Source organism: Cupriavidus sp. WS, assembly GCF_000395345.1.
Lineage (GTDB): Bacteria > Pseudomonadota > Gammaproteobacteria > Burkholderiales > Burkholderiaceae > Cupriavidus > Cupriavidus basilensis_B.
Map to the genome: position 1 here is coordinate 1 of NZ_AQPL01000262.1, position 26,325 is coordinate 26,325.

At 71.1% G+C, this 26,325-nt stretch carries 22 protein-coding genes and 1 pseudogene; 13 read left to right on the top strand and 10 right to left on the bottom strand.

Features of this window, described 5'->3' with window-relative positions:
* The 6 genes from K206_RS0121040 to K206_RS0121065 form a co-directional block, all read left to right on the top strand.
* On the top strand, positions 1–995 hold a 995-nt coding region (locus K206_RS0121040; RefSeq protein WP_020204367.1), incomplete at its 5' end, for a branched-chain amino acid ABC transporter permease.
* Positions 992–1,807, top strand: coding sequence for an ABC transporter ATP-binding protein (locus K206_RS0121045; RefSeq protein WP_020204368.1), 816 nt, complete (start codon positions 992–994; stop codon positions 1,805–1,807). The genes K206_RS0121040 and K206_RS0121045, both read left to right, overlap by 4 nt.
* A complete protein-coding gene (locus tag K206_RS0121050) occupies positions 1,804–2,511 on the top strand; it encodes an ABC transporter ATP-binding protein (protein WP_020204369.1) in 708 nt (235 codons plus the stop codon). The genes K206_RS0121045 and K206_RS0121050 overlap by 4 nt, the downstream gene beginning before the upstream one ends.
* Before the next feature lie 28 nt (positions 2,512–2,539).
* Positions 2,540–3,829, top strand: coding sequence for an amidase (locus K206_RS0121055; RefSeq protein ID WP_020204370.1), 1,290 nt, complete (start codon positions 2,540–2,542; stop codon positions 3,827–3,829).
* Positions 3,830–3,872: 43 nt separating this feature from the next.
* Positions 3,873–5,171 carry a M20 family metallo-hydrolase gene (locus tag K206_RS0121060; protein WP_020204371.1) on the top strand — a complete coding sequence of 433 codons (1,299 nt, stop codon included), beginning with the start codon at positions 3,873–3,875 and terminating at the stop codon, positions 5,169–5,171.
* 68 nt (positions 5,172–5,239) lie between these two features.
* A complete protein-coding gene (locus tag K206_RS0121065) occupies positions 5,240–5,896 on the top strand; it encodes a helix-turn-helix domain-containing protein (RefSeq protein ID WP_020204372.1) in 657 nt (218 codons plus the stop codon).
* 36 nt (positions 5,897–5,932) lie between these two features.
* On the opposite strand, the gene K206_RS0121070 is transcribed toward K206_RS0121065, so the two are convergent.
* Positions 5,933–6,952, bottom strand: coding sequence for a cytochrome-c peroxidase (locus K206_RS0121070; RefSeq protein ID WP_029043890.1), 1,020 nt, complete (start codon positions 6,950–6,952; stop codon positions 5,933–5,935).
* Between the two features lie 345 nt (positions 6,953–7,297).
* Here K206_RS0121070 and K206_RS0121075 point away from each other — a divergent pair, with 345 nt between their 5' ends.
* The gene (locus tag K206_RS0121075) at positions 7,298–8,572 is read left to right on the top strand and encodes an MFS transporter (protein WP_029043891.1); all 1,275 of its coding nucleotides are present in this window, start codon (positions 7,298–7,300) and stop codon (positions 8,570–8,572) included.
* An 11-nt stretch (positions 8,573–8,583) separates the two neighbouring features.
* Here K206_RS0121075 and K206_RS0121080 read toward each other — a convergent pair whose 3' ends face one another.
* Positions 8,584–10,335: a diguanylate cyclase gene (locus K206_RS0121080; protein ID WP_020204375.1), complete on the bottom strand. Its 1,752-nt coding sequence runs from the start codon at positions 10,333–10,335 to the stop codon at positions 8,584–8,586.
* 394 nt (positions 10,336–10,729) lie between these two features.
* Between K206_RS0121080 and K206_RS0121085 the strand changes: the two genes are divergently transcribed.
* Together K206_RS0121085 and K206_RS0121095 are read left to right on the top strand one after the other, a co-directional pair.
* Positions 10,730–11,563 carry a helix-turn-helix transcriptional regulator gene (locus K206_RS0121085; protein ID WP_020204376.1) on the top strand — a complete coding sequence of 278 codons (834 nt, stop codon included), beginning with the start codon at positions 10,730–10,732 and terminating at the stop codon, positions 11,561–11,563.
* A gap of 866 nt (positions 11,564–12,429) precedes the next feature.
* Positions 12,430–13,107 (top strand): hypothetical protein, encoded by a 678-nt coding sequence (locus K206_RS0121095; RefSeq protein WP_155888166.1) that lies wholly within the window; start codon positions 12,430–12,432, stop codon positions 13,105–13,107.
* A 6-nt stretch (positions 13,108–13,113) separates the two neighbouring features.
* Here the strand turns inward: K206_RS0121095 and K206_RS0121100 are convergent, their stop codons facing one another.
* From K206_RS0121100 to K206_RS43785, 8 genes are all read right to left on the bottom strand, one after another.
* Complete coding sequence (locus K206_RS0121100) at positions 13,114–13,596, bottom strand: YbjN domain-containing protein (RefSeq protein WP_020204379.1); 483 nt, start codon at positions 13,594–13,596, stop codon at positions 13,114–13,116.
* Positions 13,597–13,626: 30 nt separating this feature from the next.
* A complete protein-coding gene (locus K206_RS38890; RefSeq protein ID WP_020204380.1) occupies positions 13,627–14,304 on the bottom strand; it encodes a hypothetical protein in 678 nt (225 codons plus the stop codon).
* A 71-nt stretch (positions 14,305–14,375) separates the two neighbouring features.
* Positions 14,376–16,121, bottom strand: coding sequence for a putative porin (locus K206_RS0121110; RefSeq protein WP_020204381.1), 1,746 nt, complete (start codon positions 16,119–16,121; stop codon positions 14,376–14,378).
* A 41-nt stretch (positions 16,122–16,162) separates the two neighbouring features.
* A complete protein-coding gene (locus K206_RS0121115; RefSeq protein ID WP_020204382.1) occupies positions 16,163–16,852 on the bottom strand; it encodes a TonB family protein in 690 nt (229 codons plus the stop codon).
* Between the two features lie 8 nt (positions 16,853–16,860).
* Entirely contained in the window at positions 16,861–17,268 is a 408-nt protein-coding gene (locus tag K206_RS0121120) for a biopolymer transporter ExbD (RefSeq protein ID WP_020204383.1), read from the bottom strand.
* An 11-nt stretch (positions 17,269–17,279) separates the two neighbouring features.
* Positions 17,280–19,199, bottom strand: coding sequence for a DUF2341 domain-containing protein (locus tag K206_RS0121125; RefSeq protein WP_020204384.1), 1,920 nt, complete (start codon positions 19,197–19,199; stop codon positions 17,280–17,282).
* A 32-nt stretch (positions 19,200–19,231) separates the two neighbouring features.
* On the bottom strand, positions 19,232–20,845 hold the full coding sequence (locus tag K206_RS0121130) for a ShlB/FhaC/HecB family hemolysin secretion/activation protein (protein WP_020204385.1): 1,614 nt from the start codon (positions 20,843–20,845) through the stop codon (positions 19,232–19,234).
* A 132-nt stretch (positions 20,846–20,977) separates the two neighbouring features.
* Positions 20,978–21,916 carry a peptidylprolyl isomerase gene (locus K206_RS43785; protein WP_020204386.1) on the bottom strand — a complete coding sequence of 313 codons (939 nt, stop codon included), beginning with the start codon at positions 21,914–21,916 and terminating at the stop codon, positions 20,978–20,980.
* Between the two features lie 99 nt (positions 21,917–22,015).
* Between K206_RS43785 and K206_RS43790 the strand changes: the two genes are divergently transcribed.
* The 4 genes and pseudogenes from K206_RS43790 to K206_RS0121155 form a co-directional block, all read left to right on the top strand.
* Positions 22,016–22,396 (top strand): hypothetical protein, encoded by a 381-nt coding sequence (locus K206_RS43790; RefSeq protein WP_196812904.1) that lies wholly within the window; start codon positions 22,016–22,018, stop codon positions 22,394–22,396.
* Between the two features lie 265 nt (positions 22,397–22,661).
* Positions 22,662–23,033: a hypothetical protein gene (locus tag K206_RS43025; protein WP_155888167.1), complete on the top strand. Its 372-nt coding sequence runs from the start codon at positions 22,662–22,664 to the stop codon at positions 23,031–23,033.
* A gap of 439 nt (positions 23,034–23,472) precedes the next feature.
* A complete protein-coding gene (gene gspD, locus K206_RS0121150; RefSeq protein WP_196812905.1) occupies positions 23,473–25,827 on the top strand; it encodes a type II secretion system secretin GspD in 2,355 nt (784 codons plus the stop codon).
* Positions 25,824–26,325: pseudogene (locus K206_RS0121155) on the top strand (type II secretion system protein GspE); the annotation flags it as partial. The gene gspD and the pseudogene K206_RS0121155, both read left to right, overlap by 4 nt.

Sequence of the window (26,325 nt, forward strand, 5' to 3'; positions counted from 1 at the left end):
CCCGCCGCATCGAGGCCGCCGGCCTCGGCCGGCCCGGCCTGGCGCGCCTGTGGGCGGCGGGCGGCGCGCTGGCGCTGATCGCGGCGTTCTACGACACGCACTTCGCGCTGCTGATGATCTGCACCGTGCTGCTGTACACCACCGCATGCCTGGGGCTGACGCTGCAGTTCGGCTTCTCGGGCGTGGCCAACTTCGCGGGCGCGGCGTTCTTCGGCATCGGCAGCTACGCCACCGCGGTGCTGGCCACGCACAGCGGCCTGCCGCACCTGCTGATCGTCGTCATCTCCGGCGTGATCGCGGCGCTGGTGGGCTCGCTGCTGATCGCGCCGGTGCTGCGCACGCGCGGCCACTACGCGGCGCTGGTCACGATCGCCTTCGGCATCCTGTTCAAGACCTTCATCGAGGTCAACGACGTGCTGGGCGGCCCGCAGGGGCTGCAGGTGCCGGGCATGCGCCTGTTCGGCTACGCCCTCAACGACGGCTTCACCGTGTTCGGCGCGGACGTCTCGTTCTACCTCAGCTATGCCCTGCTCAGCCTGGGCATGTGCGGCGGCGTGTTCGTCGTCGTCAAGGCGCTGGAGCGCTCGTGGGTAGGCCTGGCCATGGACGTGGTGCGCACCGACGAGACCGCCGCGGCCACCTTCGGCCTGCACATCGCGCGCTGGAAGGTGGTGGCCTTCATGCTCGGCAACTTCTTCGCCGGCATCGCCGGCAGCGTGTACGGCATGGTCACCGGCTTCGTGGCGCCCAACAACTTCACGTTCTCGGATTCGCTGCTGATGCTGTCCATCGTGATCCTGGGCGGGCTGGGCAACGCGGTCGGCCTGGTGCCCGCCGCCATCATCGTGCTGGTGCTGCCGGAGAAGCTGCAGTTCATCCAGGAATACCGCTTCCTGTTCTACGCGGCGCTGGTGATCGCCATCCTGCTGTTCCGCCCGGCCGGGCTGATGCCGCGCAAGACGCGCCTGTTCTTTGCCGGGGAGGCTTCGCGATGAGCAACGACGACAACCGCGGCGCCGGCGCCAGCGACGGCGTCATGGTGGACGTGCGCGGCCTGACCATGCGCTTCGGCGGCCTGACCGCGCTCGACAGCCTCGACATGCGCATCCGCGAAGGCGAGATCCTCGGGCTGCTGGGCCCCAACGGCTCGGGCAAGACCACCTTCTTCAACGTGCTGACCGGGCTCTACAAGGCCAGCGGCGGCTCGATCCGCTACCGCGGCGCGGAGGTCGTCGGCCAGTCGCCGCAGGACATCTACCGCAGCGGCGTGGCGCGCACGTTCCAGCGCTCGCGCCTGTCGCTGCCGCTGACGGTGTTCGACAACATCGTGATCGGCGACTACCAGCACATGCGCCACGGGCTGGTCTTCAACCTGTTCCGCCGCAAGGCCTTCCGCGCCGAATACGATGCCTACGTGGACAAGGTCAAGGGCCTGCTGGAGATCTTCAGCCCGCCGCTGGTGGCGCGCCTGTTCGAGCCGGTGGAGACCTTCACCATGATCGACCGGCGCCGCATCGAGGTGTGCCGCGCGCTGATGAGCCAGCCGCGCCTGCTGCTGCTCGACGAGCCCTCCGCCGGCATGACGCACGACGAGACCCACGAACTGATGAACGACATCCTGGATGTGCGCGGCAAGCTGCGGAACCTCTCGGTGGTGCTGATCGAGCACGAGATGAACGTGATCGAGCGCATCACCGACCGCTGCGTGGTGCTGAACTACGGCAAGAAGATCGCCGAGGGCACCTACGCCGAGATCACGGCGGACCCCGACGTGCAGACGGCCTATCTTGGGGAGGAAGCGGCATGAGCACGCTGAGCGTGAAGGGCCTGAGCACCGGCTACGACAAGGTCAACGTGCTGCACGACGTGTCGATCGAGGTGGCGCCGGGCAAGATCACCTGCATCCTGGGCGCCAACGGCGCCGGCAAGAGCACGCTGATCCGCGCCATCCTGGGGCTGACGCCGCCGCGCCAGGGACAGATCCTGTGGGACGGCCGCGACCTCGCCGGGGAGAAGACCCACAAGATCATCGCCCGCGGCATTTCGTGCATCCCCGAGGGGCGCAAGATATTCCCGCGCATGACGGTGGCCGAGAACCTGGCGCTGGGCGCGTTCCTGGTGCACGACGCGCCGCTGGTGCGCGAGCGGCTCGGCAAGGTCTACGACATCTTCCCGCGCCTCAAGGAGCGCGCCGCGCAACTGGCCGGCACCATGTCCGGCGGCGAGCAGGCAATGGTGTCGATCGGGCGCGGGCTGATGGCCGAGCCCAGGCTGCTGGTGATCGACGAGCCCTCGCTGGGACTGTCGCCGCTGTACGTGAAGGAGAATTTCAAGGTCATCAAGCAGATCAACGCGCTCGGCATCACCGTGCTGCTGGTGGAGCAGAACGCGCGCCAGACGCTGGCGATCTCGCACTACGGCTATGTGCTGTCGCAGGGCCGCGTGGTGGCGCAGGGCACGGCCGAGGCGCTGTCCGCCAACGATGAAGTCCGCTCGGCCTATTTCGGCTGAGCGCCCGAGCCAGAGGAGAAACCCGGCAATGAACGATTTCCTGACCCTTCCCGTGCGCGAGCTGGCGGCCCGCATCGCGCGGCGCGAGCTGAGCGCGCAAGCGGTGGCGCGCGCCTGCATCGAGCGCATCGAGGCGGCCGAGGCCGGCGTCCTGGCCTGGCAGTATTTCGACGCCGGCCAGGCGCTGGCGCAGGCGCGCCTGCTCGACGCCGCGCCGGCCGCCGGCGCGCTGCAGGGCGTGCCGCTCGGCGTCAAGGACCTGATGGACACCGCCGACATGCCCACCACCTATGGCTCGCCCATCTACGCCGCGCACCGCCCGGCGGTGGACGCCGCCTGCGTGGCCGCCGCGCGCGCGGCCGGCGCGCTGGTGATGGGCAAGACCGTCACCACCGAGTTCGCCACCTTCCAGCCCGGCCCCACGCGCAATCCGCGCGCGCCCGCCGAGGCGCCGCGCACGCCGGGCGGCTCGTCCAGCGGCTCGGCCGCCGCGGTGGCCGCGGGCATGGTGCCGCTGGCGTTCGGCACGCAGACCGCCGGCTCGATCATCCGCCCGGCCGCCTATTGCGGCGTGGTCGGCTACAAACCCACCTACGGCACGCTGCCGGGCGCCGGCGTCAAGCCGCTGGCGCCGAGCCTGGATACCGTGGGCGTGCTGGCCCGCACGGTCGACGACGCGGCCTTCTTCATCGGCACGCTGGCGCGCCTGCCGCTCGCCCCGGCCGAAACGCCGGCGCCGGCGCGGCTGCGCGTGGGCATCTGCCGCACGCCGCACTGGGCGCGCGCCAGCGAGGACAGCCGCCGCGCGCTGGCGGACGCCGCGCGCGTGCTCGAGGCGCAGGGCGCCACGGTGGGCGAGCTGGCGATGCCGGACGCCTTCGCGCGCCTGACCCAGGCGCAGATCGACATCATGGCCTACGAGGCCGCCGCCGCCTTCGTGCCGGAGCAGCGCGCGCGCGCCGCGGACTTCAGCGCCGGCTTCGCCGCGCTGCTGGCCACCGGCCAGGGCATCGGCGGCGAGCACTATTTCGCCGCGCAGGCGCTGGCCGCCGAGGCGCGCCACGCGTTCGCGGCGGCGTTCGGCGAGTTCGACGTGGTGCTCGCGCCCAGCGCCGAGGGCGAGGCGCCGGCCGGCCTGGGCGCCACCGGCGACCCGATCTTCAACCGCATGTGGACGCTGCTCGGCAACCCCTGCGTGCACGTGCCCACCGGCACCGGCGCGCACGGCATGCCGGTCGGCGTGACGCTGGTCGGCCCGTGCCGCGGCGACGCGCAGGTGCTGGCCGCCGCGCACGCGCTCGAGCGCGGCGTGGCGTGAGCCGCCGCGGCGCGCACGCGAACCCCTTTCCAGGAGCACCGTTTTGACCTTTCAGGAACAACAAGCCGCCGAGCGCGCGCAGGACCATATCGACAGCGCGCGGCTGCAGGACGCCATCGCCGCGCTGGCCGCGTTCGGCGGGCGCGGCGATGGCGGCGTCTCGCGCGAGGCGCTCACCGGGGTCGACCTGGCCGCGCGCCGCCACCTGATCGAGCGCGCCCGCGCGCTCGGCTGCGAGGTGAGCACGGACGACTGCGCCAACCTGTTCTTCCGCCGCGCCGGCAGCGCCGACCTGCCGCCGGTGCTGACCGGCAGCCATGCCGACACCCAGCCGGTGGGCGGCAAGCTCGACGGCGCCTATGGCGTGCTGGCCGGCCTCGAAGTGATCGCCGCGCTCAACGACGCCGGCATCCGCACGCCGCGCCCGATCGAGGTCGTGGCCTGGACCAACGAGGAAGGCAGCCGCTTCGGCCCCGGCGCGATGGGCTCCAGCGCCTTCGTCGACCCCGCCTGCCTGCCGGCCTACCGCGACGCGGTCGACGGCGCCGGCGTGCGCTTCGGCGATGCGCTGGACGCGGCGCTGGCCGCCGCGCCCGACGTGCCGCGCCGCCCCATGCGGCAGCCGATGTCGGCCTGCGTGGAGCTGCACATCGAGCAAGGCCCGGTGCTGGAGCGCGCGGCCGTGCCGCTGGGCGTGGTCACCGGCATACAGAGCGTGCGCTGGTACCGCGTGACGTGCGCCGGCATGATGGGCCACGCCGGCACCACGCCGATGGGCGAGCGCAGCGACGCGATGGCCACCGCGGTGGCCGTCGCGCAGCAGTTGTACGCGTTCGCGGCGACCGGCTCGGGCGCCCCCGCCGGCACCGAGCTGCGCCTCACGCTGGGCCGCTGGCAGGTCACGCCGAACTCCGTGAACACGATTCCCGGCGCGGTAGAATTCACGATCGACGCGCGCTGCGTGGACGAGGCGGTGCTGGAGCGCTTCGAGGCCGCGCTCGGCGAAATCGCCGCGCGGCAGGGCGGCAAGGTCGGCGGCAAGGTCGGCTTCACGTGCTTTTTCCGCCGGCCGCCGACGCTGTTCCCGCCGGCGATGCTGGCGCTGGTGAGCCAGGCCTGCGAGCGGGCCAGCGCGCAGGCCTGGCTGCCGGCGCCGCTGCGGCTGACCTCCGGCGCGTTCCACGATGCCATGTACCTGGCCGGGCATTGTCCGACCGCCATGATCTTCGTGCCCAGCGAGCGCGGCATCAGCCACAACGCGGCCGAGGCGACCGCGCCGCACGACCTGTTCCTCGGCGCGCAGGCGCTGGCCTACACCGTGGCCGCGCTGGCGCACCGGTAACCCACGCGGCGGGCAGCCGGGAAGCTGCCCGCTTCCCTTCATTCCTGGACGGACCTGGACGGATCGAATTGAAAGCGAAGAACGCACAGCCGGCCAAGGCGGCGCCCGCCGCCAAGGCAAAGCCGGCGGCCAAGGCCGCGCCGAAGGCAACGCGCGCAGCCGCGTCCCCCTCGCCTGCCTCGCCCGCCTCCACGCTCGGCCTGCAGCTGCGCCACGCCCGCCTGGTGGCCGGCTACACGCTGCTGCAGCTGTCGCAGAAGGCGGGCTGCTCGGAGAGCCTGATCTCCAAGCTGGAGCGCGGCCACGCCACGCCGTCGTTCGCCATGCTGCACCGGCTGGCGGTGGCGCTCGACACCAACATCGCGGCGCTCACCAGCGACGAGGCGCCCGGCGAGAACCCCATCCTGCGGCGCGGCGAGCGCTCGGTCATCAAGGCCGGCGGCATCGCGCTGGAGCGGCTGGTGCTGCCCAAGCGCGGCGGGCTGCTGCAGGCGAACATCCACATCGTGTCGCCGGGCGAATCCAGCGACGGCCAGATCGAGCACGTGGGCGAGGAAGTCGGCTACGTGCTCGAAGGCGTGCTGGAACTGATGCTGGGCGACGTCACCTACACCATCGGCGCCGGCGACGCCTTCACGTTTCCCAGCAGCGTGCCGCACGGGTACCGCAACATCGGCACGGACGTGGCCAAGGTGCTGTGGGTCAATTCCCCGGCGACGTTCTGACCCGCGCGGCGCCCGGATCCGTTTTGATGCGGCGTCTTACTCGAACGGCTGCGGCCGCCGGGTGGCATCGCTCGACGGCGGCAGCACCGGCAGCGTCAGCCTGGGCTGGTCGCCGGTCAGCGTCTTGAGGAAGGCCACGATGTCGGCGTTCTCCTGCGCCGTGAACTTGCGCCCGAGCTGCAGGCGCCCCATGGTGTCGACCGCCTCGCCCAGCGTGTCGGCCGCGCCGTCGTGGAAGTACGGATAGGTCAGCGCGACGTTGCGCAGCGTGGGCACCTTGAAGTTGAAGCGGTCGGCGTCGCGCCCGGTGACCGCATAGCGGCCCTCGGCCGGGTTGGCGGTCTTGTAGGGCTCCACCAGCCCCATTTTCTGGAACGAGTTGCCGCCGAGATTGGGGCCGTTGTGGCATGCCACGCAGCCCGCGCTCTTGAACAACTGGTAGCCGCGCAGCTCCTGCGCGTCGATGGCGGTCTTGTTCCCCTTCAGCCATTTGTCGAAGCGCGCGTTGGGCGTGACCAGCGTGCCCTCGAACGCCGCGATGGCCGCGGTCACTTCCTCGATGGTGAGCTTGTCGTTGCCGAACACCTGGCGGAACTCCGTCACGTATTGCGGGATGGACTTCAGCATGTCCACCGCCAGCTCGTGCGAAAACGCCATCTCGCCGGGGTTGGCGATCGGGCCGCCGGCCTGCGCCTGCAGGTCCTTGGCGCGGCCGTCCCAGAACTGGGCGAGGTTCAGGCTGGAATTGAGCACCGTGGGCGAATTGATCGGGCCTTTCTGCCACTTGTCGCCGATCGAGGTCTTGAGATTGTCCGAGCCGCCCATGCTCAGGTTGTGGCATGAGTTGCAGGAGATGAAGCCCGAGCGCGACAGCCGCGGATCGAACCAGAGCTTCTCGCCGAGCAGGACCTTGGCCGGCTCGGTGACCCTGGCGGCGGAAACGGGTTGCACGGGCTCCTGCGCCGCCTGCGCCGCCGCGTGCGCGGCGCCCGACAGCAGCACGAAGGCCAGACCTGGTACACCCCGGACGAACGAATTCTGGAAAAACCGTTTCATGGAGGACTCCGTTTTCTTGTTCTTGAACAGGAGACGCCACCGGGATGAGACAAAGCGGCGGTGCCGCCGGAATCCGCCCGAGGGTGCCTCTTATCGACATGCGCCTGAGAAGCGTATCGATTAGGCACCGGCGGCCATCGGCGAGTCTTGATGCCAGTCAAGAAATATCCTAGGGCATGCCGCGGCCCGACCGGCGCGGCGCGCGCGCCACCCTGCCCGCGCCCTTCGTCCACGGCCGCCCTCCACGGCCTTTGATTTGTCGCGGCCGTTTCACTATGCTTCGCGTCGCGGGACGAAAACCGCCGGCCCGGCACGCCCCCTCCCCCCCGCATGGAACAGCCCCGCATGCCCGACGAACCACGCCCTGCCATGCCCGACGCCCCCACCCCCGCCTCCGCGCGGGGCTGGCTCAACCGCACCGTCGCCGGCGCGGGGATGACCAGCGCGCTGGGCGACTTCTGCTACGAGACCACCACGGTGATCCTGCCCGGCTTCCTGGCCGTGCTGGGCATTCCGGCGGCGGCGTTGGGCCTCATCGAGGGCATCGCCGATGCCGTCGCCAGCTTCACCAAGATGGTGTCGGGCCATATCGCGGACCGGCTCGGCCACCGCAAGCGCCTCGTGCTGATCGGCTACGCGCTCACGCCGGCCGGCCAGGTGCTGATCGCCCTCGCGGCGGGATGGCCGCTGCTGCTGCTCGGGCGGCTGGTGTCGTGGTTCGGCAAGGGCCTGCGCGGCCCGCTGCGCGATGCCATCGTGATCCAGGCGGTCAGCGCGCAGGCGCGCGGCCGCGCGTTCGGCTTCCACCGCGCGGTGGATACCGTCGGCGCGGTCGTCGGCCCGCTGCTGGGCGTGGCGGTACTGGGGTGGGCGCAGGCGCTGCGCTGGAGCGACGCGGCCGGGCCGTTCCGCTTCGTGCTGTGGCTGTCGGTGATCCCGGGCGTGCTGGCCGTGCTGTCCTTCCTCATCCTGGTGCAGGACCCCGGACATTCGCCCAATCCCGGCCTGCGGCTGTGGCGCACGCTGCGCGGGCTGCCGCCGCGCTTCAGGCGCTACCTGGGCGCGGTCGCGATATTCGGCCTGGGGGATTTCTCGCACAGCTTGCTGATCCTCGCCGCCACGCAGCTGCTGGCGCCGTCGCGCGGCGTGGTCCATGCCGCGCAGATCGCCGGGCTGCTCTATGTCTGGCGCAACGTGGTGCAGGTGCTGGCGTCCTACCCGATCGGCGCGTGGGCCGACCGCATCGGCTCGCTGCCGCTGCTGGTGGCCGGCTATGCCCTGGGCGCGCTGACCGCCGTGCTGATGCTGCTGGCCTTCTGGCTCGGCACGGCGAGCGTGCCGCTGCTCGCCGGCATCTTCGCCGTGGCCGGCCTCTACGTGGCGGCGCAGGAAGCGCTGGAGTCCACGGTCACGGCCGGCATGGTCGGCGCCGACACGCTGGCGACCAGCTACGGCGCGCTGGGCACCGTCAACGGCGGCGCCAAGTTCCTCTCCAGCGCCACCGTCGGCCTGCTCTGGAGCGCGGTCTCGCCGCTGTCCGGCTTCGCTCTCGCCGCCGGATTGATGGCCGCCGGCACGCTGGCGCTGCTGCGCGTCGGGCGCGGCCAGGCCACCGCCTGACGGCGCGCCGGTCAGCCGGCGGCCGTCTCGGCCACGATGCGGTCGCGCCCGCCCTGCTTGGCCTGGTACAGCAGCAGGTCGGCGCGGCGCATCAGCCCTTCGGCGTCCCGGGTCTTGCCGGGCCCGGCGAAGGCGGTGCCGAAGCTGGCCCGCACGCTGAAGCGCTCGCCGCTGTCGGCCATCAGGCTGGTTGCGGCCAGGCACTCGCGCAGGCGCTGCGCCATGTCCACGGCCTGGTGGCTCGCCTGCACGCGGGCCAGCACCGCGAACTCCTCGCCGCCGATGCGGGCCACGATGTCGTCCTCGCGCCAGACTTCCCGGCTCAGCGCGGCGATGCGCCGCAGCGCGTGGTCGCCGGATGCGTGGCCATAGCGGTCGTTGATGCGCTTGAAGTGGTCGATGTCGAAGATGGTCAGCGACAGCAGCAGCCCGTCGGCGCGCCGCCCGGCCCCGGCGCAGGCGTCCTTCAGGCGCCGGTCGAAGGCGCCGCGATTGAGCAGGCCGGTGAGGGCATCCGTCTCCGCCATCTTCGACAGCCTGGCGATCAGGTGGCGGCGCTCCTCTTCCAGCCGGGCCCGCTCGATGCTGTTGCCCTGCAGTACCCGCACGGCATCGAACAGCTCGCGGATCTCGCCGCGGTATGGCCGCGGCGAGAGCGGCGCGGCAAGGTCGCCGGCCGCGATGGCGCGCACGGCGCTGGCGGCCTCCGCGAATGGCCGGACCACCTGCCGGCGGAACAGCCACACGCCGAGGAACAGGAAGGCGATCACCGCCGAGAGAATGGCAACGATGCCGCCCAGCCAGGCCAGCCGCGCATCGCGCCGCGCGCCCGCCTGCTGCTGCACGAGTTCGAGAATCTCGTCGCGGAAATCGGTGATGGCGGCCATCAGCGGCACGTAGCGCCGGGCGAATTCGGCGGTCGAGACGCCCGCGTCGCCGGGCAGGCTCGCCTGCGCGCGCACCTGCGAGAAATACGCCAGGCCCGCGCCGAAGTATTGCTTCTCCACCTGCTGGAAAGCGCCGCGCGACAAGGCCGGATCGTTGAGCACGCGCGGCTGCAGCAGCGCGCGCAGTTGCGCGATGGTGCCGCGCGTGCGCTCGATGGCGAACTGCTCGGCATCGGTCAGCGGCCGGCCGGTGCCCAGCGCCGGCGTGAGCTGCGAGCCGAGCAGCCCGGCCTGCTCGCGCAGCAGGGCCGCCAGCCGGGCCGCCAGCAGGCGGCTGAGCGCGCCGGGCACGCCCCGGTCCACCCTGGCCGCGCTGACGTCCGCCATGGCCGTGAAGTGCGGCACCACCTGGATCATGCCTTCCACCGCGCGGTGCAGCGCCTCGCCCGTGCGCGCGGCGCGCGGCTGGCCGAGCAAGCCGTCGATGAAGGCGCGCGCGCGGACCAGATCCGCGCGCGCCCGCATCACCGCGTCGCGCTCGCCGAGGCAATGGCGGCACGCCGGCGCTTCGAGCTGGCCCAGCAGCTCCGCGATGCGCCGGTCGCTTTCGGCGCGCGCGGCCCGCAGCGCGTCCGCGCGCGCCGGCGGCAGCGGCAACGCCTCGCCCAGGGCCGCGTTGCTGGGCCCGCGCTCCGCCGAGACCTTCTCCATCGCCAGCAGGATCGAGCGGAAGACGCGGAGGTCGCCGAGCGCGCTCTCGGCATTCGCGTAAGCGCGCCACTGGGACAGGAACAGCCATGCCGACAAGGTCAGCAGGACGAAGGCCAGGATGGCGGCGATCAGGGCAAAGCGGCGTTCCAGCGGAGAGGTCGGCAAGGGGATCTTTAGCATCGTGAGCGGGCACTACCGGGGCCCGGGCAAATGCTGTCGGCAGCATCCGGCCGGGCTTCGTGGTGTGTCGAGGCCGCGCGAAGGACTCCGGGCGTGGCCTTGCCCCGGATCAAGGGGCGTATTTTAGCGGCGGCGGATTCGGCGGTGTTGCACGCCCGGCTTGACCCGCGCCCGCGCGGCGTGGTATGGCGCGCGCCATCCACACGTCCCTGGCGGTGGCCAGCCCGCCCGCCGCCCCCTTGCGGCGGCTTCTGTCGGATTCGCGCTACGTGGCCGTAGCCGCGCTTCCCGTTCCCGGCATGCGGGGCGGGGCACCACCGGCACAGCAGGGTGCGCTAATGTAAGATTTGCAGCGAAAAAATTATCCGGAAGAGCAGCCATGCAAACCGACCCCACCCTGCTGCAGGAAATCGTGCGTCTCTATGAAGCCGAGCCCGATCTGCTGGCGCTGCCGGGCCTCCTGTTCGACGGGGTGGCGCGGCTGACCGGCGCCGACGTGGTTGCCTGGACGGAGGTGCACCATCGCAGCGGCGAGCTGCGCGCGCTGCTGTCGATCGGCGACCTGCCCGGCCGGCGCGAGACCGCGTTCGAAGCGTATGCGCGCCATGCGGGCAGCCACCCGTTCTGGCAGAAGGACCCGGCCTTCTATGGCGAGCGCGCCGTGCGCGAATCGGACATCTTCAGCGACGAGGAATTCATGGCGCTGCCCATGGCCCGCGAAGTGTTCCTGCCATCGGGCGCGCGCCGCATCATGAGCGTGCTGATCCAGCATGGCGAATACTCGCTGGACCTGAGCGCGCACCGGATCATCGGCCGGCCGGCGTACAGCGACGCCGAGCGCGACCGGCTGCAGGCCTACCGGGCGCACGTGCTGCGCGTCTACCGGCAGGCGCAGCAGCGCACCGTGGACGAACTCCCGCCCGCGGACCGCCTGCGCTATGCCTTCCCCGGGCTGACGCAACGCCAGGTCGAAGTGGCCGTGTGGCTGGCGCAGGGCAAGTCCAACGACGCCATCGCCACCGCGATGAACGTCAGCCTCGATACCGTCAAGGCGCACCTCAAGGCCATTTTCAGCAAGATCGGCACCGACAGCCGGCTGGCGCTGGCAAGACTGGTGCACACCGTGCCGCCGTTCTCGCAGATGCCGCCGCTGTGGAAGCTGCCGTTGCAGACCTGGGCCACGCAGACCCCGCCGGTTGCCGCCGCGAAGTAGGCCGCCGGCGCCGGCGGGGGCATGCGCGCGCCGCAGAGGTGGCGCGCGGTCAGGCCCGAATCCTCGGGATGGCCCCGTGGCCGCGGCGCGCCGGCCGTGAGCGCCCCTTCCCGTTCAGCGCGTTCCTGAAGAATCGTCTGGTACCGCGCGCACACCATCATCGCGCAGAGCTTGTCCATTTTTACTATTAAAAAATATTGAACAAAGATTCATATTTTTCCATATATGTAAAAGGTTCGATGCGCAATAGAATCCACCTCGCGCCCTCTCCAACCGAGGTGATTCCATGCTCAGAGTCCTGGCCATCGCTGCCGCGCCGCCGCTGGCTTGCCGGCAAGACCGTTGCCGCGTCCAAACCCGGACCGGAAGGAGAACCCGGCCATGATGCAGTGCGACCCCGTCACCGGCGCCTGCCTGCTTCCCGGCCAGAATGAGTCCGCCGCGCCCGCGCCGCGCGCGCAGCCTTCGCGCGCTGCCGCCAGTGGGGCGTGCGCGCCTTCCCGACGCTGCTGCTGGCGCATGACAAGGGGACCGTGCCGCTTGCCGTGGGGCATGCCACCGTGGAGCAGATGCTCGGCCGGCTGCGCGATGCGCTGGCCGCGTGAGCGCGGCGTCTTTGCCCGGACACGCGGCGCGGATTGAGGACCGGAAATCACTTCGGTCTCCGGGGCCGGGCGATGGCGGCACTTTTGCACCGCCGCGCTGTCCGTGGAAAAACCCTGTCAACCGCTTGCCCGGGAAAACGTCAAACCATCACCACGCGGCGTTTTGCTGGCATGCCAAAAAATACATTTTCACATCAGATAGAAATAACATTTACATCTGGCAGTATGTGCGGGTAGCGAATCAGACTGAATGGAATCGATATGGAACAAGCAGACCGAGATGAATGCGCGACGCGGGATGTAGTGACGCCGGAAGTCTTCAACGGGTCCAGCAATCTCGCGCGGCACGCGGTGGCGGTGTTCCGAGGCATGGCGCCCGCGGGCGTGCTGGCATTTGGCGACGAGGCCGGCAAGCTGACGGCCTTCGTCCAGCTGGAGGGTGACGGCCGGGCCGTGGAATATGTGCCGTTCGACGGCGCCACGCGCGAGGTCAGCGCGGCCACGGAAAGGCCGTCGCCCGACACCTTGCGGGTCCGCGTCCAGCGTCCTGGCCGCGAGGTGGAAGTCTTCACGCTGGCAGCCGACCGCACCGCCGCGCCGCCCGCCGACGCGGTGGCCGGCCATTACGCCGGCCGCGTGGAGGCCTGCCAGGAGGCCGGCCCGCTCCGGCTGGACATCGTGCGCGGCGAGGAGGCCGAGGCGTGGCAGTTGTCGAGCCGCATTCCCGGCAACTGCTCGGCGCAGGCCAGCGTGCTGCCGGCCGGCGCCGGTGGCCACTACGAACTGGCGCTGCAGGTGCGCGGACCGCGGGGGTGCAGCCTCAACGGCCGCATGCTGCCGGGCCGGCTCGCGCTGCTCGACGCCGGCGCGCGGCTGCTGCTCACCATCGGCACCGACGCGGGCGGCATCCTCTATACCGGCACGCGCGCCCAGGCCTGAGCCGCGTCAGGAAACCGCCGCGGGGTCTGTGGTGCCCGCGCCCGCCGGCGCGCCGCCAGCCTCCGGCACCGCATTGCGCAGGTGCAGCAGGTATTCGCCGGTCATCACCACCCACAGCCGCAGCATGGCGGCGAGGTTGGCCTGCGTGACGCCGCCGTGGAGCACCACGTCCATTTCCAGCACGATCAGCTCGCCGTGGGTCGCCACGCGCGCAAAGCGCTTGCCGCGGTGCCAGCCATCGAGCAGCGCGCGCGGCACCTCGCCGCCGGCCACGCGCAGCGCGCAACTGAGCGTGAAGTCGGCATAGCCGCCGGCCTCGGCGGGGTTGCCCCACAGCACCTGGAAACCCACGCCGTGGCTGGCGCTGTGCAGATGCATCCTGCCGTCACGCTCGCTCATCGTCACCGCGCAGCCGGCCGCGCGGATGATCCCGGCCAGCGTGTCCGCGTCGATGGCGGACAGGATCTTCGTTTCGTCATTCACGTTCATGGCATGTTCCGGATGAAAAGGGCCGTGCCGTCAGCGCGCCGCGGACGGCGTCTGCGTCGTCTGCGTCGTCTGCGGTGCCGGCGATGCGCTCACCGCGCGCGGATCGAAGCGGTTCTCGTGCAGCGCGTCGCCGTAGGCCTGGCTCTGCGTCTCCAGCCTGACCCGCGCCTTCTCGGCGAAGGGCTGGCGGAACGCCACCGCATCGGCCACGTCGAACCGTTCGTAGGCGGCGAGGATTTCCTTGCCGATGGCCTGCAGCCGCGTGTTCATGGCGCCGCAGGCCTGCAGTTGCGCGTCGCGCTCGCGCAGGGCGTCCATTGCGCGGCCGCGCTCCGCGGCGGTGCCGGTCAGTTGCTGCTGCAGCGCGCGGGCGGCCTGCTGCTGCTCGTCGCGCCGCGCATCGGCCTGGCGCGTCTGCGCGGTGGCCGCCTCCTCCACCTGGCGCTGGCGCGCGGCCAGCCGCTGCGCGTGCTGCCGGCTGGTGTCGAGCTCGCCCTGCGCGCTGGCCAATGCCTGGCTCGCGGCGGTCTTCTGTTCCTCGGCCTGGCGCAGCGCGGCCTGCAATGTGGCCCGTTCGGCCTGCAATTGCTGGTTCTGCGCGTTCAGCGCGCGCAACTGCGTGCGCAGGCGCTCTTCCAGCGTGCCCTGGCTCTGCGCCAGCACCGCCGTGCACGCCGTGCCCAGGCACAGCGCCATCGTCATGGCCATGCCGATGCGCCGACTACCGTTTTGTGCGCTTCGTGCGCTTGGTGCGTTCTGTGCTCGCGACATGGTCCACCTCAGAACTTGGCGTTGAGTTCGAGCATCAGCACGTTGATGGCCAGCGGATCCCCGTAGACCTCGCGCCCGCTCAGCCAGCGCGCCTGCAGCCACGCGTTCTTGTCGATGCCATACGCCGCGCCCAGGAAGTAGCCCTTGGCATTGGTGCCGCCCAGGCGGAAATCGGGATCGGTGTAGCCGTCCGGCACCGCGTCCGGCTGCAGGTACTTGTAGCCGAGCAGGAAGTTCCACTGCCCGCGCGCCGACACCGCCTGGTTGCCGAATATCGCGCGCAGCACGTAGCCGTTGGGGCCGCTGCGCCACTTCTGCTTGTACTCGCCGAGCGGCGTCGAGCTATCCACGCCCTCGTAGTGGTTGGCCGGATACGAGCGCGGATCGGTGAACGCGCGGTCCTTGTTGTAGGCCAGGTTGCGCACGTAGCTCGCCTGCAGGCTGAACGGCAGGTGGCCGAACACATGGGTATCCCATTGCGCGGTCAGGTTGAGCGGGCGGAACGCCTGCGTCAGGCCGAAGAACTGCGGGTTCGAGGTGTCGTCCACATTGACCGGCACGTTGTTGCGCAGGCCGAATACCGTGTTGCCCTTCTGCATGAACGCCGGGCGCGTGGCGTCGGTGTCGCAGAACGTGGCGGAGGTCAGGCATGGCGAGGAGAACCGCCCGCGCATGTCGGTGAAGTGGTAGTACGCCAGCGCGCCCTTGAAGCGGTCGCCGCCGTTCTTCCACTCGGCGCCGGCCTGCAGCGCGAACAGCCACTGGTTGTGGCTGTCCGCCTTGCCCGGCTCGCGCGACGGGAAATTGTCGTCGCTGTAGTTGACCGGGAACGCGCCCGCGGTGACGAAGGCGGTCACGCCGCGGTTGCCGACCGGCTTGAGCCAGCTACCGGCGATGCCATCGAAGTTGAGATCGTTGGAGAACACCAGGTCGGCGTTGTCCAGGCCATAGAACGGGTTGCCGAAGCGGCCCGCGGTCACGCGGAACGCGTCGCTGAAGCGGTAGTCGAGGAAGGCCTGGTCGAGCCAGATGCTCTTCTTGGCGAAGCCGCCGCCCAGCGTCTGGGTGGTCGATACCGGCCCGTTGCTGCTGCCCGTGCCGAGCCGGATGCCGGCCGTCAGGTCGTCGGAGATCGCCGCGCTCACCCCGAGCCGGGCCCGCAGGCGCAGCAGGTCGGCACGGTTCTGGTCCGTGTTGAGCAGCGGCGGCAGCACGCCGTTCGCGTTGGCGAAATCGACCGGCCCGCTGGCGTTGACCGCCGCGTAGTCGACCGCCGGCGCATTGCCGCTGCCGTACAGGTTGGCCTGGTAGCGCACGCGCACGTCGCCCGAGAGCGTGATGCGCGAGACCCAGTCCGGGAAGGTGTTCGGCGTGGCCCAGTGCTCTTCCCTGGCCCGCGCGATGACATCCTGCTTGACCTCGTCCCGGATCTGCTGCCGCACGCGCGGCGAGACGTAGGGCACGCGCACGTCGCCCGGCTGCGCGGCGGCGCCGGCCACGGCCCCCGCCGCCACCCCTGCCACCGTCGCGGCGGCTTCCGGCTGCGCCGCCGCCCGCGCCTGCGCGAGCAGCGTCTCGCCCTCTTCCTTCGTCAGCGTGCCGCGCATCACCAGGATCCGGATCAGGTTCTGCGTGACGTCGCCGGACGGCGGCGCGCCCTGGGCAAGGGCCTGCTGGCAGCAGGCCGCCAGCGTCAGCGCGGCAAGCGGCCGCAGCGCCGGTCGGCGAAGGCGTGGCGCCTTGCACTGGCTCATGACTTTCTCCTCAAGATCCATCTGTCTGCCTGTCGTTGTCATCACGGACGCCTCGCCTGGATCACCAGGCGCGCCGGAAAAGCCATCCCCGCCGGCGGGCGTTCGTCCACGCGGCCCAGCGCGCGCAACGCGGCGAGCAGCGCTTCGTCGGTGGACGCATTGCCGGTCGAGCGCAACAGCTCGACGCGGGTGATGCGGCCGGTCTCGTCCATCCACAAATGCACCAGCACCTGCGGGAACGCGAGGCGCGCGGTCCCGGCATCGCGCTGCACGGCGCGCTGCAGCACGTAGGCGAGGTACTGCCCATAGGCGGCATTGCCCGCGCGGCCACCGCCGCCGCCCGTCCCCATGCCGCCGCCGCTGCCGACCTGGATCCCGCCGGCGCCGGCCTGGGCGTCGGCGTTCATGGTCACGCTCTCGGCGGCATCGTTGGCGGGCCTGGGCGACTCGGCCGGCTTGGGCGCGGGCTCCATCGGCTTCGGCTCCGGCGCGCGCATGCGCTCCTTCACCGGCTCCGGCGGCTTCTGTTCCGGCGGCGGCGGCGGGGGCGGAGGCGGCGGCGGCAACGCCACCATCGGCGGCAGGCGCGGCGCCTCCCGGCGCGCGGCGGCGGTATCGCCGGCCCATTGCCAGATCGCCCAGCCGAGCAGCGCCAGTGCCAGCGCCGCCACGGCGGCCAGCGCCGGCTTGCGCCAGCGGCGGGCAGCGGTTTCGGATTGCGGCAGTTTCATCGCCACGCCTATGCCGCCGGCTTGCCGGTGACCAGGCCCACCTGCTGCAGCTCCAGCCGGCGCAGCAGGTCCAGCACCTCGATCACCTTGCGGTACTGCACGTTGGCGTCGCCCTTCACGATCACCGGGAACTCGGGCGTCTGCGCGCGCTGGGCGCGCAGGCGGTCCTCCAGCTCGGCCAGCGAGACCGGGATCGCGTCCAGGTAGACCTGGCCCGAATCGGCCACCGTGATCGCCTTGATCTTCTGCTCCGAGAGGCTGGCCGAGGCGCTGGCCTTGGGCAGGTCCACCTTGATGCCCTGCACCGCCGCCGTCGTCATCAGGATGAAGATGATCAGCAGCACGAACGCCAGATCCAGCAGCGGCGTGATGTTGATGTCGTCGTAGGGCTTGTCGTCGTCATGGGTCGCGGCCATCGCGCATCTCCTCAGGCGGCGCCCGTGCCGCGCTCGCCGGCGCGCGCGGCCGGCGCCAGGCTGGCGCCGCCACCGCCACCGGAACGCGGCGCCGGCACCAGGCCGGCCTCGCCGAAGCGGCGCATCAGTTCGGCGACGAAGCGGTCCATGTGCACGCCCGCCTGCGCGCCGGCCTCGGCCAGCGCGCCTTCGCCGCCGGCGTGCAGCTCGGCCAGACGGGTGACGAACTCATCCACGAACACGTCCATGTCGGCGCTGACGTTCTTGTTGCGCGTGAGCAGGTAGTTGTACGAGAACAGCGCCGGAATCGCGACGAACAGGCCCACCACGGTGGCGACCAGCGCCGCGGCGATACCCGGCGCGATGGCGTTGATGTTGACCTCGCCGGCCATGGCCACCGCCGCGAACACCAGGATGATGCCGACCACGGTGCCGAGCAGGCCCAGGTACGGGCCGCCCGAGATCGAGATCGTCAGCAGCACCAGCCCGCGGTTCAGGCGCTGGTTCTCGCGCACGCGGGTGGCGTCCATCGACGCGCGGATCGCCTCGATGGTCTCGGCGGTCACGGCCTTGCCGCCGTCCTGCTCGCGGCGGCTGCGCAGCTCGCCCAGCGCCACCTGGTAGAGCCGGTACAGGCTCGACGCTTCCATGCGCCTGGCCAGTTCCTGATGCGCGGGAATCGACTCCGCCAGCGCCTCCAGCCGGTGGCCCACCTTGCGGAACTGCGCCAGGAATTCGTCGTTGGCGCGCGACACGCGGCTCACGTAGGTGGCCTTGGTGTACGTGACCCACCACGACAGCACCGCCATGATCCCCAGCAGCCCGATCACGGCCCACGCATCGGCCGGCACGTTGGCGAGGATGAAGCCGATCTCGCCGAAGCCGCCGCCGGCCTGCTTCTCGTCCGGGCCGTAGGCCAGCAGCCTGGAGTCGGCGCCCTGCATCGCGGCCTCGGCGGCCAGCAGCACGGACGGACGGCGCACGCGCGAGATCCGCACCTCGTCGAGCTCGCCGACCAGGCCGGGCAGCTCGCCCGCGGGATCGGCCCCCACCACGGCCGCGCCCGACAGCGCCGGCAGCGCGGCCGCCACCCTGGCAACCTCCTTGCCGTTGACCAGCAGCGCCACTTCGCCGCCACCCGCGGCCACCGCCACGTGGGTCCATTGCTGCGCGCCGAGCGCCTGCGGCGCGGTGGCCTGCTGCTGGCCCACGCGCACGTATGGCACGCCGTTGGCCAGGCCCGCCACGAGCGCGCCGCCCGCCTCGCGCCGCACGAACAGCGCGCCGTTCGCGCCGCCCTCCACGCGCACCCACGCGCCGAACGTCATGGCGCCATCGGCCGCCACCTTGAGCGATTCGCTGGCCGGCAGCGCGATGCCGCCCTTGCCGTCCAGTTTCGCCGCCTGGCCGATCAGGCCCTCGCCCGTGGCCACGCCGGCCTGCGCGTTGTTGTGGTATGCGGTCGCATCGGCCGGCGCGCTGCCCGAGGCCCCGTCGAAATGCAGCACGGCGGTGTAGTCGGCATCGAACGGCGAGGCCGTGGCGCCGGCCGCGGCCGCCTTGGCGTTGCCGTAGTACATCCACAGGTCCTGGCGCGCGCCGCCGGCCACCGCGGGCACGTCCACCCAGACCAGCGCCATGCCCAGCAGCGGATCGAACTGCTCGACCTGGTGGTTCAGCGGCGTCTTGTCGTCGGCGGCGACGAAGCGCAGATCGCCGCCCTTGTCCTGCACGCCGTCGAACTGGAAGTTGCCCGCGTGCAGGCGCACCAGCACCGGCATGCGCCCCAGCGGCTCGGCGATGTTGGCGCCCTTGGGCGTGGTGTCCACCGACACCGGCTTGCGGTACGACCAGTCCTGTTGCCACCAGGCCTGCGCGGCCTGGGGCAGCAGGCTGCCGGCCAGGACAAGGGATAACAGCAGATTACGCATGACAGTGCTCCGTCGGGCGCCTCGCGGGCCCATCAAAAGTTGGCGCGGACATTGAAGTTGATCTTGGGCGAGCCCGCCTCCGTGCGCTGCGCGTCGCGCAGCGGAATGCCGATGTCGAGCTTGCCGGTGATGGTGCGGTACAGCCGGATGCTGGTGCCCACGCCCACGCCCAGCAGGGTGTAGCTGCGGCGCTGCTCCGGCAGCGCATCGCGCAGCCGCAGCGCGGCGGCGTCGAAGAAGCCGTAGACGCGCCACTCGTCGACGCCGGCCCACAGCCAGTCGGCATACGATGGCGAACGCAGCTCCAGCGAGCCCAGCAGGCCGTCGTCGCCGGTGGCCTCCGCCGAGTAGTAGCCGCGCACGCTGGTGGCGCCGCCCGCGGCGAACTGCTCGCTGGACACCAGCGCCCCCGACGAGAGCTGCAGCGCGCCGCGCGCGTAGATCTCGGCGCCGCCCTTGAGCGTGCGCGTATGGCTGCCATCGGCCTTCAGGTAGAGGAAGTCGGGCGACGCGCGGTAGCGCTTGTTGCCGTAGGCCGCGGAATCGCTGCCATAGCCGAAGCTGGCGAAGCCTCCCACCAGCGACACCGCCACGCTGCTCTGCGAGCGCTCGCCGAAGCGATAGCCATTGAACGACAGCGTCAGCGGCATGTAGCGCAGCGGCACGTCGTTGCTGGCGCCGCCGAGCGACACCGCCTCGTCCACATCCTTGAAATCGACGCCCAGGCCCAGCGACCCGGCCCACTCGCCGCGCTGCGGCATCGCATAGTTGCCCTGCACGCCGAACGTGCGCCCCTTGCCGAGCACGCTGGTGCCGCCCACGGTGGCCACGTTGCTGTCCGAGCTGTAGCCGGTGGCCTGCAGGCTGTACGGCGTGCCGGCAAACGGCGCGAGATAGCTGAACGACCAGACGCGCGCCTCGCTGAGCGCCTGCGGCGCGCCATAGAACGTGACCGAGGCCTGGTGGCCGAGCTGCCAGAGATTGTCGTGGCCGATGGTCGCGGAGGCGCGCAGCGCGTGCGTGTCGACGCTGTGGTCGTTGTTGACCATCACGCTCGCGCTGACGGGACTGTGGTCTTCCACCTTGAGCTCCACGTCCACGGTCTGCGGCAGGGAGCCCGGGCGCACCATCGGCACCACCTGGCGGTTGGGCGAGACGTTGAGCGCGGTCAGCTCCTGCTGCGCGGCGTTGAAGTCCGGCACGCGGCCCTCGGCCAGCGAGGGCACGGCGTCGCGCACGGCCGCCGGCGAATAGTGCTCGGCGCCCACCACGCGCAGGCGCCCGACCCGCGTTTCGCTGACCTGCAGCAGCACCGCGCCGCCGGTCACGCGCTGCTCGGGCAGCTCGACCACCACGGACTGGAAACCGCGCTCCTGGTAGCGCTTCTCGAGCGCGGCGCGCGCGTGCTCGACATCGTCGACGGAACGCCGCGGGCCAAGGAACGGCTCGACCGATTCCTCGATCTCGGTTTCGGAAAGCATGGTGTTGCCGCGCACGACGTATTCGTTGACGTCGAACTGGCGCGGCGCTTCCGGCGCGGGCTGGGCCACCGCGGCGCCCGCATGGACCGCGGCGGCAAGCAGCGCGGCCTGGGCGCCGCGACGGCACGCGCGCGCCCCGATCCCGCGTTTCCGGGATGTCTTCATACCTACCCTTTTGGTTTCCGGCGACGCAGGCCGCTGGGGACGATGGCGGATTCCGGCCGGCCACGCGCATCGAGCGCGGCGTGGCGCGGTCCGGCAGGCAGCCGCGGCGACGGTCGCCGCGCCCTGCCGCTGTCAGCGCACGGCGGAAATCACGCTATCGAGCGCCGCCTTGTCGACGCTGGCTCCCTGCGCGGGAACCTGCTGCTTCAAGTAGTTCTGCGCGGCATCGGCCTGGTACTGCTGGCGCATCGTGGCGCGCAGGCGCTCGCGCACCTCGTCGAACCCGCGCTTGCCGGCCTCGCGCACCTCCAGCAGCTTCAGCACGTGGAAGCCCGAGGACGAGCGCACCGGATCCGATACGGCACCCACCTTCATCGCCGTCACCACGCTGCGGATCTCCGGGATCATTTCCGCTTCGGCAACCCAGCCGTTGTCGCCGCCGCCGGCGGCCGAACGCGGCTCCTGCGAGCGCGCCTTCGCCAGCGCGCCGAAATCCACACCCGCCGCGCGCGCCTGCGCGGCCAGGCTCTCGGCGTCCTTGCGCGCGCTGCCCACGGCGGCGTCATCGCCGGATGCCGCGAGATAGATCTGCGCCAGGTGATACGCCTTCGGCGCCGCGAACGCGGCCGGATTGGCCTCGTAAGCGGTCTTGAGCTCCGCCTCCGACGGATAGCCCTGCGGCGGCTGCGTCAGCGAGTCGAGATAGCTCCGCACGACAATCGCCTGCTCCGCGTCGCGCACCTGCGCGGCCACCTCGGGGCGCTTGCCCCAGCCCTTCGCTTCCGCCTCCATCAGCACCGCCTTCTGCGCCAGCCGGCTCTGCACCAGGCGCTCCAGCATCGCCTTGTCGGCGGCCAGCCGGCCGCGCGACGGCGCATCGAGCGCCCGCAGGAACGTTTCGAGTTCGGCCTGCGTCACGGTGGCGCGCCCGCTCTTGGCGATCACCTTGTCGGCAGTGGCGGCAGGGGCCGCAGTGGCGGCCACGGCGGCCCCTGCCGCCCCCGCCGTCAGCACCGCGGCCAGCGCGGCGCAGACAGCGGCGCGGGGAAAAACGAGCATGGACTTGCGCATCACGACGGACCTCCTGTAGCGTTTACTCAACGGCGGTCCGCGGGGCCGGCCGGATGCCGGCCGCTCGGCCGAACTGGCCGAATCCTGGGGAGCACTACGTTGAAACGACTTCATGCATTTGCGATGGCAGGGATTCTTGCGGCACACGGTGACGTCGTTGTTGCGGAATCTGGGCAGATTGCCGGCCCGCAACAGGACACCCGCGCAGCGCCCGCCTGCGTCAGCGTCGAGGTCAACGGGCAGCGCGCGCCGGCGCTGGACTGCATCAGCGACCGGCTGGCGCAGGCCGTCAGGGGACGCGGCGGCGCCGCTCAGCCAAGCCTTGCCGAACAGGCCGCCGGCAGGCCGTCGAACCAGTTGGGCATGTTCAACCATGCCGCCACCGCCAACCGGATGGGCAACACGTTCGGCACCTCGGTCAATGCGCAGCGGCCGCCCCCGCCGCCCGCCTTCATGCCAGCGCTCGGGCCACGGCGCTGAGGCGAGCCATCCGTTCGAGGGGTATCCCGATGCCATGCCGCATGCAGGCGCGTATCCCGCGCAAAATGGGACCGGTATGTGGCATGGCATGGGAAGATTGTGTAACGATTCCGACATGGGACTCACATAAGATCGATTGCGAACTGGCTGATGCACCACAGCGGCGCCTCGCCCGGAGGCCACCGGCGAGCCGCTACCGCAATCTTCCACGGGGTGCCTGCGACCTGTCCGCGCAAGAAACTGATGCGGCGTGCCTGTGTCGCCGATGAAACCAAGCATTCGCCAGCTTTATTACTTGCTTGCACCCGGACCGGTCATGCCGCCTGTCGGCGCCATTTCATTCCCGGACTCCATTCGCCGCTGCCGCCACAAGCGGCCGCTGTTTCGTCTTGATAAAAAGAGGGAAAAAAGCATGACGGAAAATCAGTGGGTCATCAATGTCACGAAATTCAGCGCCAATCCCTCGCGGGCCCTGCAGGCCGCGCAGGAACAGCCGGTGCTGGTCATCAAGCACCAGCGCCCGCATGCGTACCTGGTTTCCGCCTCCTGGTGGCGTGAAGTCATGACGCTGCTCGCGGAGAACAAGGCCAGGCTGGACGAACAGCCATCGTCCTGCGGCGAACCCGGACATTCGTGAACGATTTGCGCGCGCGACGGAATATTCCATTGCGCGCGGCCGGAATTCATCGGCTAATTCCGCCGATATACCGGCGCCGCCTTTTTCGCTTTTTCCGTCTTTGGCGCCTTTCCGCTTTTTCTCGTTTTTTCTCCGTTGTCCGGAAAACAAGACAATGACGGCGCGGGTGAAATGTCCGCGCCCGCGCGCCGTTTAAAGCGGCGCGCCGCGCCCCTGCGCGGCTCCGTGATGATTCGATGGCAGAACCTTCCCCAACGCCGCCACGGTTGTGCCGCAATGCCCCGATACCTTAGGCGTCGCACCGCGCCTCCGAGGTGATCGCACGCAGTCCGCGCGAGAGACGGGGCGCTCGATCCACGCCGACCGGCGCGCGCAGCAGGAGCGCTCGGCACCCTGCCATCCGAACATGCCATTGCCCCGCATCGCTTCGCGCAGTCTGTTGCCCCTTGCCGCCACGCTGCTGCTTGCCGCGCTCGCGCCGCTGGCGCAGGCCGCGGGCCGCCAGGTCACGCTGGACTTCGACAATGCCGAGATCGCGCAGGTCGTGCAGGCCATCGCCAGCGCCGACGGCAAGGCCGTGCTGGTCGATCCGCGCGTCAAGGGCACGCTGAGCCTGGCCTCCGACAAGCCGCTCGCCACCGCCGAGGCCATGCGCATGCTGCAATCCGCGCTGCGGCTGCAGGGCTACGCGACGGTCGAGGACGGCAACACGATCAAGGTCGTGCCCGAGGCCGACGCCAAGCTGCAGGGCATGCCGATCGTCACCGGCGGCGATGGCCGCGGTGGTGGCGGCGACGGCGGCGACGGCGGCGTGCGTGGCAGCCCGGTCATCACGCGCGTGTTCCGCCTGTCGCGCGAGTCGGCCACCAGCCTCGTGGCCGTGCTGCGGCCGCTGATCTCCGCCAACAACACGATCAACGCCTATCCCAACAACAACACCATCGTCGTCACCGACTACGCCGACAACGTCAAGCGCATCGGCAGCATCATCGCGGCCGTGGACCGCGGCGTGGCCGGCGGCGACGTGGAGGTGGTCCAGCTGGAGAACGCCGTCGCCAGCGACGTGGCCGTGCTGCTGCAGCGCATGCTCGATGGCAATGGCGGCGGCAGTGGCAGCAGTGGCGGCGGCGGCGCGAACGCCGGCGCGTCCGGCGGCGGCGAGAGCAGCCTGCGCATCGCCGTCGTCGCCGAGCCGCGCACCAACACGCTGCTGATCCGCGCGCCCAGCGCCGAGCGCATGCAGCAGGCGAAGGCGCTGGCCGCGCGGCTCGACCGCCGCGCCACGCGCCCGGGCAACATGTACATGGTGCCGCTGAAGAACGCCAGCGCGGTCACGCTGGCGCAGACGCTGCGCGCGCTGGTGGCCGCCGACGCCACGCTCTCGATGCAGGCCGCGGGCGGCCAGGGGCAAGGCGCGTCCGGCGCGGCGCCGGCCGCGGTCAATGCCGCGTATCCGTCCATGCCGCCGCTGCCGCAGAGCACCGGCGGCGGGTCCTCGGGCTATGGCGGCGGCCTTGGCGGCGCCACCGGCGGCGGCAGTTCCGGCGGCCTCGGCGGCGGCAGCGGCGGCTTCAGCACCAGCGCCAGCGCCAGCCTGCCCACCACGGGCGGCACCATCCAGGCCGACCCGGCCACCAACTCGCTGCTGATCACCGCGGCCGAGCCGGTCTATCGCAACCTGCGCGCGCTGATCGACGAGCTCGACACGCGGCGCGCCCAGGTCTACGTGGAATCGATGATCGTCGAGATCACCTCGGACAACGCGGCCGAGCTGGGCATCCAGTGGCAGACCCAGAACGGCCGCTTCTTCGGCGGCACCAACCTCGGCTCGGGCGGCCAGAACATCGTCAACGTCGGCGCCGACACCGCCGCGGGCGGCGGCATCCTGTCCGGCCTCGCGTCGAGCCTGCCCGGCGCGGGCGGCCTCAACATCGGCGTGCTCAGCAGCAAGCTCGGCCTCAACGTGCTGCTGCGCGCGCTGTCCAAACAGAGCGGCGTCAATATCCTCTCCACGCCGAACCTGATGGTGCTGGACAACGAGGAGGCCCGCATCATCGTCGGCCAGAACCTGCCGTTCGTCACCGGCTCCTACGCGCAGACCGGCTCGTCGGCATCGGTCACGCCGTTCCAGACCATCGAGCGGCAGGACGTGGGGCTGACGCTGCGCGTGCGCCCGCAGATCACCGACGGCGACGGCATCAAGATGCAGATCTACCAGGAAACGTCGGACGTGATCGACCCGGGCGGCGCCAACGGCCCCACCACCAACAAGCGCGCGCTGGAGACGGCCGTCATGGTCGACGCCGGCGACGTGATCGTGCTGGGCGGCCTGATGCAGGACTCGTACAACGAGGGCGTGCAGAAGGTGCCCGGCTTGGGCGACATCCCGCTGATCGGCGGCCTGTTCCGCTACGAGAACAAGCAGCGCAGGAAGACCAACCTGATGGTGTTCCTGCGCCCGGTGATCGTGCGCTCGCCGGATGCCGCGCGCGGCGTGGTGATGACGCGCTACGACTACATGCGCGGCGAAGGCGCGCGCGCGGCGACCGACAACTGGTTCGTGCGCGACGACGATTCGCCGCAGTTGCCCGACGCCGGCGATGCCTCGCCCATGCTGCCGCTCGTGCTTGGCAACAAGCGCGCGCCGCGGCCGCCGCGGCCGCAGGCCACAGACTCCTACCTGACCCTGCCGCCGCCGCGCGAGCGCGCGGCGCCCGCGGCGCCGGCCACGGAGCCGACCACGCCGGCCACCCCGGCCACGCCCGACCCCGCCGCGCCGGGAGGCAACGGATGAGCGCCGCCGCCACCCCCGCCGCCGCCGACGCCACGGCGGACCTCGCGCCCGCGCTGCCGCCGGGCACGTCCGCGCGGCTGGTGCCCTACGCGTGGGCGCGCGCCGCCCGCCTGCTGCTGATCGCGCGCGACCCGGGCCCGCCGGCCGCGTGGATCTGCGACGAGACCCCGCCCGAGGCCATCGCGGAAGCGGCGCGCACGTTCGGCGTGGTCGAATGGATGACGGTCGGCGCCGGCCACCTGCGCCAGGCCCTGTCGCAGGCCTATGCCGGCAACGAAGGCTCCGCCGCGCAGGTGGTCGGCGAGGTGGAAGGCGAGGTCGACCTGTCGCGCCTGATGCAGGAGCTGCCGGCGGTGGAAGACCTGCTGGAAGCGGAGGACGACGCGCCCGTCATCCGCATGATCAACGCGCTGCTCACGCAGGCCGCGCGCGAGGGCGCCTCCGACATCCACATCGAGGCGTTCGAGCAGAGCTCCGTGGTGCGGCTGCGCGTGGACG